This window comes from Stenotrophomonas sp. YJH_SMC_127, assembly GCF_059372445.1.
On sequence record NZ_JCAFVO010000003.1, the window covers coordinates 328,976 to 342,879 of the forward strand.

At 63.3% G+C, this 13,904-nt stretch carries 8 protein-coding genes and 1 tRNA gene; 2 read left to right on the forward strand and 7 right to left on the reverse strand.

What is annotated here, in order from left to right:
* Position 1 precedes the first annotated feature (1 nt).
* Complete coding sequence (cyoA, locus tag AC5QAB_RS09850; RefSeq protein ID WP_014646391.1) at positions 2-1,042, reverse strand: ubiquinol oxidase subunit II; 1,041 nt, start codon at positions 1,040-1,042, stop codon at positions 2-4.
* A 355-nt stretch (positions 1,043-1,397) separates the two neighbouring features.
* Here cyoA and AC5QAB_RS09855 point away from each other — a divergent pair, with 355 nt between their 5' ends.
* Together AC5QAB_RS09855 and AC5QAB_RS09860 are read left to right on the forward strand one after the other, a co-directional pair.
* Positions 1,398-2,033 (forward strand): GyrI-like domain-containing protein, encoded by a 636-nt coding sequence (locus tag AC5QAB_RS09855; protein ID WP_053494910.1) that lies wholly within the window; start codon positions 1,398-1,400, stop codon positions 2,031-2,033.
* 13 nt (positions 2,034-2,046) lie between these two features.
* Entirely contained in the window at positions 2,047-2,382 is a 336-nt protein-coding gene (locus AC5QAB_RS09860) for a hypothetical protein (protein WP_014646389.1), read from the forward strand.
* A gap of 93 nt (positions 2,383-2,475) precedes the next feature.
* On the opposite strand, the gene AC5QAB_RS09865 is transcribed toward AC5QAB_RS09860, so the two are convergent.
* The 6 genes from AC5QAB_RS09865 to AC5QAB_RS09890 form a co-directional block, all read right to left on the reverse strand.
* A tRNA-Thr gene (locus tag AC5QAB_RS09865) sits at positions 2,476-2,551 on the reverse strand.
* Between the two features lie 116 nt (positions 2,552-2,667).
* Positions 2,668-3,273, reverse strand: a complete 606-nt coding sequence (locus tag AC5QAB_RS09870) for a hypothetical protein (RefSeq protein WP_197561600.1) — start codon at positions 3,271-3,273, stop codon at positions 2,668-2,670.
* Positions 3,270-4,244, reverse strand: coding sequence for an RHS repeat-associated core domain-containing protein (locus tag AC5QAB_RS09875; protein WP_495233367.1), 975 nt, complete (start codon positions 4,242-4,244; stop codon positions 3,270-3,272). Before AC5QAB_RS09875 ends, AC5QAB_RS09870 begins: the two co-directional genes overlap by 4 nt.
* A 7-nt stretch (positions 4,245-4,251) precedes the next feature.
* Entirely contained in the window at positions 4,252-9,639 is a 5,388-nt protein-coding gene (locus AC5QAB_RS09880) for a hypothetical protein (protein ID WP_495233368.1), read from the reverse strand.
* Between the two features lie 221 nt (positions 9,640-9,860).
* On the reverse strand, positions 9,861-10,862 hold the full coding sequence (locus tag AC5QAB_RS09885) for a 2-hydroxyacid dehydrogenase (RefSeq protein ID WP_197561603.1): 1,002 nt from the start codon (positions 10,860-10,862) through the stop codon (positions 9,861-9,863).
* Positions 10,863-10,959: 97 nt separating this feature from the next.
* A complete protein-coding gene (locus tag AC5QAB_RS09890) occupies positions 10,960-13,833 on the reverse strand; it encodes an autotransporter domain-containing protein (protein ID WP_197561604.1) in 2,874 nt (957 codons plus the stop codon).
* Between the last annotated feature and the right edge of the window lie 71 nt (positions 13,834-13,904).

Genomic DNA, 13,904 nt, shown 5'->3' on the forward strand with positions numbered 1-13,904 from the left:
TTCATTCTCCCGAACCCGCGTGGCCGGCATGGCCTGCGTGTTCGTGTTCGTTGGCATCCAGGTTTTCACCCGATTCCTTGGAATCATGCGCGTCACTGGGGGCATGGCCCTCGTGCGCTTCATGCGTGGCGGCATCGGCAGCGGCGGCACCGGCATGCGAGTGCTTCATGCCGTAATGCTTGTTGTCGCCCATGTGCTTGGCGATGACCCAGTCGAACAGGCCTTCTTCGGTCTTGCCGAAGTAGGTGACCGGATACCACTCGGCGTTGCGTGCTTCACCCAGCGCCTTGAACGAGGCCTTGTCCAGGGTCTGCTCACCGGCGCGGACCTGGTCCAGCCACTGGCGGTATTCGGCATCGGTGACCGAGTAGGCGGTGAAGTGCATCTTGGCGAAGCCCGCGCCGCTGTAGTGCGAGGACATGCCCGGGAATTCGCCGGTCTCGTTGGCGATCAGGTGGAGCTTGGTCTCCATCGCAGCCATCGAGTAGATCATGCTGCCCAGGTGCGGGATGAAGAACGCATTCATCACCGAATCGGACGTGATCTTGAAGTTCAGCGGCGTGTTGACCGGGAACTTGATTTCGTTGACGACCGCCACCTTCTCTTCCGGATAGATGAACAGCCACTTCCAGTCCAGCGAGATCGCCTCGATGGTGACCGGCTTGACGTCCGAATCCAGCGGACGATACGGGTCCAGTGCGTGCGACGAACGCCAGGTCAGGACCGCCAGCACCAGCACGATCATGCAGGGAATGGACCACACCACCACCTCGATCGCCGTCGAGTGGGACCACTTCGGCTCGTAACGGGCCTTGGTGTTGGAGGCGCGATACTTCCACGCGAACGTCAGGGTCATGATGATGACCGGGATGACGACCAGCAGCATGAGCACGGTGGCCGTGATCAGCAGGGTCTTCTCATCCTGGCCGATCTGGCCCTTCGGACTGAGGATGGCCACCGCATCGCAACCGGTGAGCATCACCAGCAACGACAGCAGCAGGCCCGGGCGCAACCAGCGCCCAAGGGTTTTCAACGGAATCATCGGTCGATCCAATTGCGAGGGAATGCCGTTCCCCGTCCCTGCCTGTTCCGGCCAAAAGCCGGTCCCACCGGTCCGGAAGACAGGCAGGGAGGTGGGGTCGAGTCAGCCTTTCAATTTTAGGCCGTCACCCACCATTTAAGAAAGGCATTGACATTGATCGAGCGCAGGAAAGGCCCGATTCTGGCTGCGACACGTTGTCGCACCGCGCAGGTGTGACGGGCGCATGACCCAGGACTGCGTCGCGGCCCCGCGCGCTCGTGGGGCCATTCGCCCTCGTTCGGCAAAGTCACCTGAACCGGTTCAGCGTACTGGCGGGTGCCTGGCGTGGGATGCTCTGCACAGGAGGAAGCCCCCGATGGACAAGATCGACTTCAAGAAGCGCGACCGGGCGCTCTATCAACCGCCCGCCGGCAGGTTCGTACCGGTCGATGTGCCGCCCCTGCCCTACGTGATGGTCGATGGTCGCGGCGACCCGAACACGGCCCCCGCCTACCTGCAGGCCGTGCAGTGGCTGTATTCGGTGAGCTATGCATTGAAGTTTGCGCTGAAGGCCGAAGGGCGCGACTACGTGGTGCCACCGCTGGAGGCGCTGTGGAGCGCCGAGGACCCGGCCAGCTTCATCGCGCGACGCAAGGACGAGTGGGCCTGGACCGTAATGATCCGCACGCCCGAGGGCATCGGTCCTACGCAGTGGCAGGCCGCGATCAGCAAGGCGCGCGCGAAGCTGGGGGATGCGCCGCCCAGCCTCCGCAATGAAATCCTTGCCGAGGGCCCCAGCCTGCAGACCTTGCACGTGGGCGCCTACGACGACGAAGGCCCCGTCCTGGCGCATCTGCATGACGAAGTGATGCCCGCACTGGGTTACACCTTCGCCGGCCCCCATCATGAGATCTACCTGAGCGACCCGCGCAGGACCGACGCGGCGCGGTTGAAAACCGTGCTGCGGCAGCCGGTGCGGCCGATCAAGCCTGATGAGGATTCCGGCACATGACACAAGGAATGCCATGCACCTGATCAACCGACTGCTGCACTGGACCACCCTGCCCGCCGGGCGCCGCCTGATGGCCGTGCTGGGTGCCGCGCTGGTGATCGTGCTGGCCTGCAATCCGGATCTGCTGCCGTTGTTGCCGGTGGTGGATGCGCTGGGCCTGGACGTACTGATGCTGTTGCTGGGTGCGCAGGTGGTGGCGGTCCTGCCTTGGGTGCGGGAGCGGGCCGCGCGTGGGATCAGGGTGCTCGCACACCTGCTGATCGGTGCATCGGCGGGAGCAGCGGGTGGTTATCTCCGGCAGCTCGCGTGGTGGCTGGCACGGGATGCGGGGATGACGAGACGTTGCTGAAGGCTTGCAGCCTTCAGTGAGGTGACCATCCAATGATCACCGGCGAGCGCAAACAAAAAGCCCCGACCAAAGGCCGGGGCTTTTCACTACAACTGGTGCCGGAAACAGGAGTCGAACCTGCGACCTACGCATTACGAATGCGCCGCTCTACCAACTGAGCTATTCCGGCCTAGCGGGCCATTGTAGTGTGTGTCGGAGACTGCGGTCAATTGCCGGACGGCACTCCAAGGACGGCCTGCGGACACTACCGACGAGAACCGTTCCTGCTGCAGGCCCGACACGTCGTCACACTTTGCCTTGTAGTCGCTCCAACCGTCGCATCCTCTTCACTTCCTTGCCCAGCACAGGGTCAGAACGAAGCTCGTTCAATAGCATCTTCGCTCTGGGCTTGCGGGATTTTTTTAAGGCGAGCAACAGCAATACACGCTTGGAGCCACCGTTGCGATCACTCGCCAGCCTAATGACGTCATCAATGACGGTGTCGTCGGCCGCAGCGGACAGAACGCCACCGATTAGATAATCCATCTCTGGCGATAGAGCTAACGTGTCACTTTCATACATTTCAAGGATGTCTGGCCACCACTTGCGGACACCGGGTGTCGTCAAGGCGCGTACAATTCCCTCCCGAACGCGCTCAGGATAGGGGAGCGGCGCGTGCGCAAGAAGTACGCGCAGGGCAGCATCATTGTCACCATTCCAGCCCACAAGATCCCAGACTGAATCGACATTCAACCCAGCGCCCCGAAGTTCACGGACCAGCCCGGCCTCCGCCTTCGCCAAGATCTCGGCGGTTCTAATTCGTTGCGCTTCTCTCTCCTGTTCCCGCCGTACGAACTCCGGATCGGACATCAGTCTGTCCATCAATTCCGCCGCTGTAATTTTATCCTTCATGGGATGTACCTCAACGCCACATCCCCTTCATTAATTGCATTCAACAAAGGCCTGGAAAGCACGGTATCTCGACGAACATAAAGGTCAAATCTTCGTCCGGAGCTCTTTGCAAATTGAGAATAATCCCTCAGCTGACTAGTATAACTCAATGTCTTCACATTCTTTACCTCGCTAAGAGTACTACTCGTCATCCCATCGGGAAATCTCAATCTCCACCCTGTCCAGAAATATCCTCTTGATCCAATATTGTAAGTGCCGCGCACCGCGTCCTCACCCGCCCTCCCGATCTTGACGACCAAAAGCCCCCCCGCCTTCAGCGGAACCCCCTCCGGGGTATCCATTAACGGATAGAATATGTCGTGGGCAAGTGCTTTGTAATCAAGAATGTTTCCATTCTTGGTCAAGTCCCCCTTAAGACCAAGTCTACTCTGCAGCTCGTCCCAGCGCCCAGCCGAACTCGTCGCAACAGACTGACCGCTGGCTGCACGAGGAATATTGCCTATGCTTCCTCCAGCATCCCCTTGAGCAAGACGGCAGCCCGTATCCTTGCCGCAGGCTTGACGACCATCTGGGTCAAAGTAGCTATATGGATTTTGGTTTGCATAGACGTATCTCCCAAACGAACTTATTGGATCGCTCAGCGCATCAATGGGATCCACACTGAGAAACACACCCAGCTCTGGGTCCATGTACCGCTGCTGCATGTAGCTCAAGCCCGTTGCAGCATCACTCACATGCCCGGTATAGCCCGGTCCATCAGTCACTTCCCCGCTAACGACGGCTCCATAGGGCTCATAGGCGAGTCGTTTGATGACGTTGCCGGATGCATCGGTCTCGGCCACCGGCGAGCCCAAAGCATCGGTGTGGATATAAGTGACCGTTTGGGCTGTCGCAGTCCCTACAAACGTCACCACAACCATGGCGATGGCAGCCAGCCACTTGGGTAGCTGCTTTGTCTTCCGTGTGTTCATATCCACCTCAGTTCGACCAGGCCGAGCACGCCTGCGCATTGCAGGCCCGCACCTTGTAGCCACCCTGGCAGCGTGTATCGAGGTCGTACCCGATGCCATCCGCCCTATAGGTCGCGCCGCCGCTGCTTGAACGCATGTTGTAGTAGGTGGCACCCGGCGACGCATTCCAGATGACCGAGCAGATGTTGGGGCCGCTCTTTACGATCCTCACACCCGTGGGTACGGCCGGCGCACTGGAAATCGCAACCAGGCCAGCAGCAGAACTGGGGCTGCAGCCCGCGGGATTGCAGGCACGACCACGGTAGTAGAAGTTGCCTCCGCCGCCCTTATTCAGGGAGACGGTTCGATCCCCCGCAATCAGCGACCAGTTGGCGCCGTCAGTACTTTCGTCGATTTCATAGCGCGTCGCGTCCGCCACTTCCAGCAGGGAGATCGAGTAAGCCGCGCCGATTCCCACCCCATCCGGCACGCGCAGGACCGGGGTCGCCGGAGGACCAATCACGCGCACGCCCGCTACCGCTGACCACGGTCCGCAACCGGCGACATTGCAGCCACGCACCTGGTAGTCCCACTGCCCCGGCCAGCGACCGCCTCGGGCCACGGCGGTCGCGCCGTCTTCCTGGGCGAGTCCGAAGCCACCGCCATTGAGCTGTTCCATCAACTGGTAACTCGTCGCGGCGGGGATTGCGCCCCACCACATGCTCACGGTTGAACTGTAGCTCACACCGCCGAGATTGATTCCCGTGGCTTGGACCGGTGGCAATGTCACGACGATCGCGCCTACGGCGCTTGACGCGCTGCACCCGGCGTCATTGCATGCAAAGGCACGATAGGTGTAACTGCCCGCGATTCGTCCACTAATGGCCAGTTGATTCCCACTGATCCGGTTGATCTCAGTCCATGCTCCCCCGTTGAACTGTTCTTCAATGCGATAGCTGCTGGCCTGGGCCACGCTCGAAACAGAGACGGCGTAGCTGCCGTTGTAGCTCGCAGCGGGTACCGACAGTGCGGGTACGGATGGGGCATACAGCGCGGTAATCGCCGCTTCGGCCGAGTAGGCGCCGCAGCCCTGTGGATTGCATGCTTTGACCCGATAGCGGTAGGTGCCTGCAGGCTTGCTGGTCACTTGATAGGTTCGGCCAGAGCCATCAAAGGCCACATTCCAACCACCACCCACGGCCTCCTCAAGCACAAAGCGGGCGGCCCCCTGCACCGCTGACCAGCTCAGGGAATAGGTTCCGTTGATACCTTGCGCCGGTGCAGTGATCACCGGCGCAGCGGTGGGAGCAAGCTCCACCTGGATGGAGGCTTCCACACCCCAAGCGCCGCAGACAGTGCCATTGCAGGCACGGCCACGATAGCGATAGACGCCGGAGCTTCGCCCGGCCAGCGAAACGTTCAGCGCAGGCCCTTGATAGACAGCCTGCCAGTCACCGCCACTCGACTCCTGCACCTCGTAACGCTGCGCACCGGCAACGGCTGTCCACTGCACCGCAAACGCACCGTCCGCGCTGTAACCCGGAACCGTTACGACCAATGCTGCAGGCGCGATATCCACGGCACGCTTGGCAACGAGGCTGCCGTTGAGCTGGATGTAGTCAAAGCCCTTGGCCTGGCGCTGGTCGTGCTGATAGCGCAGCACGCCATCCTGCCCATAGAGGGAACGAATGTTGCCATTGGTTGCGCTGGCCAAGGTACGACGGCCATGTGCATCGTACTGATAAGCCTCCTTGCCATCGACCTCGCGCAGGCGATTGCCGTAGTCGAACCGGAACACGACGCCATTGCGGATCTTCAGGTTACCCTGGCTGTCATAGCCAAGCCCGGTGACGGTCGCACCACTGCCGACATCCCGCACGTTCGTCAACCGATTGTTGAAGTCGTACTCAAAGGACTGCCGTCGTGCGCCGACGTTGGCGGTGACGATATTGTCCAGAACGTTGTACGCATAGCTTGCGTTTCCGAAGCTGGCCGCCGTCACCGTGGTCAGACGATCCAGGCCGTCGTAACGCATGTCGCGGTTTCCAGGGGCTGCCGGCAGGCCGTCACTGATGGCCGCCACATTGCCATTGGCATCGTAGTCGTAGCCGTCATCGATGACCTTGCCACCTGCACCACTGTCGGTGCTGCGATCAGGCAGGCCGCGCGCGTTCTGCGTCATCTGATGCACGACGCCGTTGCCATAGGTGAAGCCGCTCATGCCGCCGTTCGCGTAATAGCGCACGTTGATGGCGAAGGCTCCGGCTCGCGTCGGCTGCCCCAGCGCATTCGGGCCGTAGTCGATCGTCAGGCCGGACGGCTGCACATGGGTTGCCAAGGCGCCGTTTGCATCGTAGCCATAGCCCAGCGCCCAGGCCTCGCCACCGTCGTAGGCCACGCTCTCGGACGTGGGCAGTCCACGCAGGTTGTAGGTGTAGTCGTTGGTGGTGATGGCGCCGTTGTTGCGGGTCTGCACACGCTTCACTTTCCCGCCAGGCCAATAGTTCCAGTCCTGATCACCCTGGCCATCCGAGAAGCGCAGCGTCAGCAAGCGATTCATGCTGTCGTAGGTCCGGTCAGCCCGCGAAGGCGACGCATAGGCAGCTTCGCTCTCACATTGAGGGCCCAGCAACGTCAGGCCCGAGGCAGACCAGAGCAGATTGCCTGCGGCGTCGTAGCCCATGCCGGTCGCACCGGTCTCAGGCTCCATGCTCTTGCACAGGCGCTGGGCGCCGTCATAGACATACTGCCGCCGCACACTGACGCTGCCATCGTAGTTGCGCCGCAGGATCGACAGCGGCTTGCCCAGCGTGTCGCGCTGAATCTCCGTCACCACTCCCTCAGCGTGGAAAATCCGGATGGGCGTGTCCTGGCTGGGCTTGCCATACATCAGGTAGTCGGTGGTGGTGGCAATGCCGCGCGGATTGGTCACCTTTACGCTGCCTCCGCCAAGTTGCTCGGTGGTCGTGACAAGCCGCCCCAGTTCGCTGTCCTGCTCGCTGCGATTGGGGCGTCCGAGCGCGTCATAGCCGGTATAGGTGCCGGGCAGCGCGGAGCGGAAGTCGGACGCCGTGCGCGTCGGATAGGAGGTGAAAACCGGGCGCCCATTGCTGTCATAGCGGGTCACCGTCTGGCGCAATGTACCGCCACGGTCCGCAGCGTCGAACGACTCTTCCAATACTGGGCGCCACAACCCGTCGTAGTACGTCACCGCGCATGCGTTGCCGGTACTGGACTCGCGCTTCCAATGGCCTGCTTCCAGCCCGATCTCCGCGCCCGGCACCTGGAAGAATTGCGTTGTAGAAGGATTCCAGGCCACGCTGTCATTGGCGGCCTGGGTCGCCAGTACGATCCGGCCCATCCCGTCGTAGTCGAAACTCCGGCTGGCACCATTGGGCTCCACTGCCGCGCGCACCCAGCCATTGTCATCGACCTGCAGCGAGGCACTGCTGCCGTCCGGGTACGCAACACTCTGCGGCAGGCCACGCTTCCAGCTGCCCAGCGCAATGGTATTGCCCTTGCCATCGGCCACGGAGGCGAGCGTGCCATCGGCGTGATAGCCCAGCGTCTGCTGCAGCACGCCGAAGGCGTAGGTACGTTGCGGGCGCGCCATCGAGTCGAACTCGGTACGCTCGGTCTCGATCTCAACGCCGCCAACGCTCTGTGTGCTGCGCCCGACCTGGCCGAGTATCCAGCGGCCGGTGTCGTCGAAGTAGGTGGTTCTCAGCGTCCGCGAGCGTCCCAACGAGTTACTCTCGGTCTGCACCACCGGCCGCACATGCGCGTCGAACTGATCGGTCGTGTTGACGAAGTTGACGCCATCCTGGCTGAGCACAGATTGCTTCAGGGGACGAATCTTGACGGCGAAGGGATCATCGGCTGCGGTCATCGAACCGTAGCTGTCCGGGAACGGTCCGGCCTGGACCTCGTCCGAACTCATATAAGTATTGGTGGTGACCTGGACGATCTGACCGTCCGGAGCACGCACTGCCTCCTGCAACAACTGCCCTTCGTTCTCATCGAGTTTTCGTCCGAACACACTGTGACGGCGCGTACCATCCGGTTCCACGATCGTCGACACTGCGGAGTTGGCCAGGCCCGAGTCATATCCACCCGACTCGTACGTCCAGGTCAGATTGCCCAACCCGGGCCCCGTCAGCGTCTTGCTGGTGATCGCGAAGAGGTCGAACGCATTGGAGGCGCGTTGCGCGTAGCGCCCACCGCCCATGTCTGCGCAAGCGGTACTTTTTACACCCAGGCGGGTGCGGCGCAGGTACTTGAACTCAAACTGTCCACGCGTTCCAGATGGGTGGGTCGCGATCAGGCTGAATCCAGACTGCTCGAACGTGGGCTTGGTGCAGAGCTTCGGTTCGCCATCCCAGCTCTGATATTCCGGATTCAGGCCACCGAACCCGCCGTCCTGCCAGCTGTACTCGTAGCCCAAGCGCGCGCCATCAGGCTGCTGGACTGCGCGCAGCGAGGGCCAGCGTGCAAATCCCATCCCACCGGAACCTTCGTTGTACTCGTAGCTCCAGGTACGGCCATTGGCTGCCGCACTGGCAATGCGGTCCCCCGCATAGGCAATGGAGATGGCGCGGCCATCACTGCCGCGAATGCCAACCAGCTTGTCGCCCGAATAGTCATAGGCAACCCAGTTGCCATGACGGTCTTCGACCCGGCTGGCCATCAGCAGAACACGCACCAGCTTGGACCCCATGCCTTGGCCCAGCTCCATGAAACCCGCTGTTCGCTCAATGCCTACATTGAAGAAGTAGCGATTCCCCGATGCATCCACGCCCAGGAATCCCTCGCCGGGATAGCCATTGGCCGTCGAGCCCAGGCAACTGAGGCGCATGTTGCCCCGAGTACCCCAGCGATAGGTTTCACCATTGGTGGGTTTCGGGTTGGAGGCGTTGGCAATCAGCAGCATCTCCTGCTCGCCCTGGTCGGGGACACGCACCTGCACGCCGGTCCATATCTCGAAGGTGCCCACGCCGGTACGCGTCTTGGGGTAGAAGGTCTGCGAGCAACGCTGGGTAGCGCCGTTACCCGACTCGTTCCACTTCCAGATGGAGTCGAAGGTGGCGTGCATGTAAGGGACTTCGATGTCCCAGCTGCCGAATCCCCCTAATGGTTGCCGGTCCTTGAAGGACTGCACAGCGAGACGACGTTGCAATCGCACCGGCAGTGCATTGTTGCCTGGCAGGTCAATGTCAGTAACGACAAATTCGGTCGACCCCGAGCTGGGGCTGATGCTATCCCCGAACAGGCTCGAGGTCAGCGGTGCCAGCCCCTCACCGCTCTTGATCTTTTTGTAGTACTCGGTATGCGGGGTGACCGGGCTGCTCGCCCAGCTCCCCCCGGATGACATTACCAATGCTGCGCCGAACAACGCCTGCCACTGCCAGATACGCATGGAACATCCCTTTGTCCAAATGCGTCGGCAATCACCAGACGTTCGGTAATCCACCGACGTGTGCTGGCGTCATGTTCCGGCCGAAAAGCAGCTGCGCCGTCCCTTGCGCCCCCCTGTACCTTCAGGGGCCCAAGCCCCTTCACGTCAGCTTCATATAATACTCACCCAAAGTAAATAGCCGAGGTGCGGACTGGGCGAGGCCCATTTCCGCAGCGTGTCTACTACGCCTCCACCCGGTTCGCACACGCCCGCCCCTCGGCGAAATCCCGCAGATTCCTCAGCGTGATCGCCGAGATCTCCTGCAGCGCCTCCACGGTGAAGAAGCCCTGGTGCCCGGTCACCAGCACGTTGGGGAAGGTCATCAGGCGTTGGAAGGCCTCGTCGTCGATGATCTCGCCGGAAAGGTCCTGGAAGAACAGCGCGCTTTCCTGCTCATAGACGTCGATGGCCAGGTGGCCGAGCCGCCGCGACTTCAGCGCGCGGATCGCCGCATGGGTATCGACCAGCGCTCCGCGTGACGAGTTGACCAGCATCGCGCCGGTCTTCATCCGCGCCAGCGAGGCGTCGTTGATCAGGTGCTGGGTATCGGGCGTCAGCGGGCAATGCAGCGATACGATGTCGGCCCGCGCCAGCAGTTCATCCAGACCAACCCTGTCGCCCACGCCGGCGAAGGCCGGCGACGGATACGGATCATGCCCCAGCACGGTGCAGCCCATGCCCTTGAAGATGCGCGCGGTGGCCAGGCCGATCTTGCCGGTGCCGACGATGCCGACCGTGCGCCCATGCAGGGTGCGCCCGAGCAGGCCATCGAGCATGAAGTTGCCCTCGCGCACGCGGTTGTAGGCGCGATGGGTCTGCCGGTTGAGCGTCATCACCAGCGCCAGCGCGTGCTCGGCCACGGCTTCGGGGGAATAGGCCGGCACCCGTGCGACGAACAGGTCCAGCGCTTTCGCGGCGGCCAGGTCCACATTGTTGAAACCGGCACAGCGCAGCAGGATGGCGCGTACGCCCAGCGCATGCAGCGCGTGCAGTACCGGCGCGTCGAGGCGGTCATTGACGAACACGCAGACGGCGGCGCAGTCCTGTGCCAACGCAGCGGTATGCACGTCCAGCGCGGCATCGAAGTACACGAACGCAAAGCCCTGCCCGGCCGCATCGCGCTGGTTGGCCTCGTCGAGGAAACGACGATCGTAGGGGCGGGCACTGAAGACGGCGATCTGCATGACGGGGCCTGGCTGGAGTTCCCTGCCGACCATACCGCAGCACCTGCCCTGATGGGATGGCCCCGGCGATACGGATATCGCCGGGGCCGGGTACCGCTTAGAACCGGTAGCCCAGGCCCAGCATCACGCCGTTCCGGATCTGCCCGTCGCGGCGCTCACCCACGTAGTCGGCCATGATCGACAGGCGCTCGCTGGCGCGACTGGTCACGCCCACGTTCCAGGCCAGTACCTGCTCGCCCACGGCCTGGCTGCTGGCACCAAACACCAGGTCCGGGGCCGCAGCAAAACCGGTGCTGTAGCGCGCCTGTGAATCGCCCAGCTCCTTCTGCCAGACCACGCGGGCACGCGGGGTGATGCGCTCGCCGTTGTTGCCCTCGAAGGTCTTGAACAGCTGCAGGCCTGCACCCACGCGGATGCTCTCCAGGCTGCCGCTGCGCCCCACCAGCGCGCCAGCGCTCTGCCCTTCGTTGAAGCGGGTGGCCGAGGTCCGCGCGTAATCCACCACCGGCAGCAGCGGCTGGATCACCAGTCCCTTGCCGGTGGTGAAGGAGAACGCGTGTTCGACCCGCGCCGAGATCGCATCGTTGCTGTATCGGGCACGCAGCGGCTGTTGCAGGCCATCGATGGCCGAAAGGCTGCGGCGGGTATCGTGGCGCAGGTCGGTGTAGCGCACGGCCGCCGACAGGTAGCCACGCGAATAGATCGCATCCAGGTAGCCGCCCACATCCAGCGCGCGCACGTCGCCACTGAAACCGGAGCCATCGCTGGCCTTGGTCGACATGTCCGCAGCGGCCACGCTGACGCCGAGGGTGACGCGGTCATCGGCCACGCGCGTGTCGGCACCGACCACGATGCCGCCGATGTTATGGCTCAGGCCGGCCACGCCACCGTCGGCGTCGATGCGGCCATGGCTGGCGAAACCGCGCGCCCACAGGCCACGGCTGCCACCCGCCGCGCGGCTGTCGCCAGCAGCCTCGCCGGCCGGCTCGACCAGATGCATGGCCAGCTGGTTGAACAGGCTGCCATGGCGCATGCCCGGCCGCGCCGACACCGACTGCGCCGCCTGCAAGGCCAGGCCATCGGCATCGCCGCCACTGCGCATCGCCGCCTGGTGCTGCTGCACCACGTTGCCGATGCTGCCCAGCAGTGCATTGTCGGCCAGGCGCAGGCTGGCGTGTGCATCACCGCGCAGGGCGCCGGCCTGCTGTGCGATCACATCGCGGTCGGTGAACTGCAGCGCGCCGAGCAGCGACTTCAGGCCGCTGTCCTGGCGATCCGATGCGGCTGCCAGCGCGCGCCCCAGTCCATCGCCGGAGGTGCCGTTGGCAAACAGGCCCAGCTGATCGAAGCCCGGGTTGACGGTCAGCCACAGCCCGTCGGCGGTCTGGTTGACGTTGAAGCTGAGCAGCGAATTGTGGCGCGGGCGGAATACTTCGCCCGCGGTGATGCTGGCGCTGTAGCCGGTGTCGCCCAGTCGCACGGCATCCTGGAAACCGCCCTGGTAGATCGGCCCTTCCACCAGGTCGCGGCGGTAGCCGCCGGCATAGAAGCCCTGGGCGACGTTCAACGCCAGGTGTGCGCCCTGCGCGATCACCAGCGCCCCCTCTTCGGCACCGCCATCGTAGAAGCTGCCGACGCGCAGGCGGCCACTGCCGGTGCCACCGGCCTCGGTAACATCGAACAGCACCTGCCCGCCGGGCATGATGTTGACGTAGCCGTGGGTCACCAGATCACCGCCACGCGGCATCAGCGTGCCGAACACGCGCAGGCGGTTGAAGCCGTCTTCGCGGTAGGACGGGCCGGTGCCATCCAGCAACGCATCGCTGTCGGTGCCGACCGATGCGATATCGCCATGGCCAACCACGATGCTGCCCGGCATCACCCGCAGCTCGGGGGTGCGCAGCGCGCCGCCCTCCAGCGCGATGGTGCCGTTGTCGACCAGCATGAAATCGGCGCCGGTGGTTTCGGCGGTGCGCCAGGTGGCGCCATTGCTGACACGGATCACGCCCGCCGAACTTGCCAGGGTGGACGCATCCAGATCGGCCAGCCGCAACTGGCCGCGCAGCTCATCCTGGAGGTCGGGGTCGGCAAGCAGCTGCTGCAGCGACTGCGTGCCGATGCCGTTCGGCCCCCGCGTGGAGACGTTGTACAGGCTCACCGCGTAGTTGATGTAGGTGCTGGCCCAGTCGGTGTTCCAGCGCGCGAAATCGTCGTCGACGAAGGCCTGCAACTGGCGCGCGGTGCGCAGGTAGCCCGGATTGATGTCGCCGCTGACGTTGCTGGTGACACGCAGGGTGTCGCCCGGATCGCGATAGCCTGCCGTGTTGATGATGTTGTTGCCGCGGATGTCCTGGCCAGGGAAGGACTCCAGCTTGCTGCCGCTGCCATCCGGATCGAAGGTGACCGAGGTACCCGTGGTGCGCGCCGGGTCGCGGAACACCAGCAGGCCATTGGGCCGCACCACCTCATACATGGCCTTGTGCAGCAGGCCGGCATCCATGCCGCCGCCATAGTTGCCGGTGTAGATCTGGGTCATGCGCGGCGACGGTGCGTAGGTGATCCTGCCACCACTGCTGGCGGCATGGATCTGCACCGAATCGACCAGTGGCAGGTCGCCGCCGAGATAACGGTTGACGCCGCCGGACTGCATGATCGAGCAGGACGAAATGCAGTGGCCGGACACGATCGTGTCCAGGCCCTGGGTGCGGATTACCGCCTGCAGCCACTCGCCGGCGATCAGCGCGCCACCGTTGGACGTGCGCAGCACGACTTCGTGGATCGGGCGTCCTTCGGCCTGCGCCTTGGCCAGCAGCGCGGGCAGCGCCACCACATCGGCAACGGTTACGCCGCCACTGAGGAAGACGCGATCGTCCCGCACGTGATAATTCATTGCCATGACGTCATCAACCGCCGCCATGGCGGTGATGCCCAGCAACGCTGCCAGGGCCAGGCTCAACTTCGAATGCTTCATGTGTTCTCTCTCTCCACCCGCAACGCACGGGTCGAAAGTTCAACGTCCGGACGGTGCGCCCTCCCCCAGTG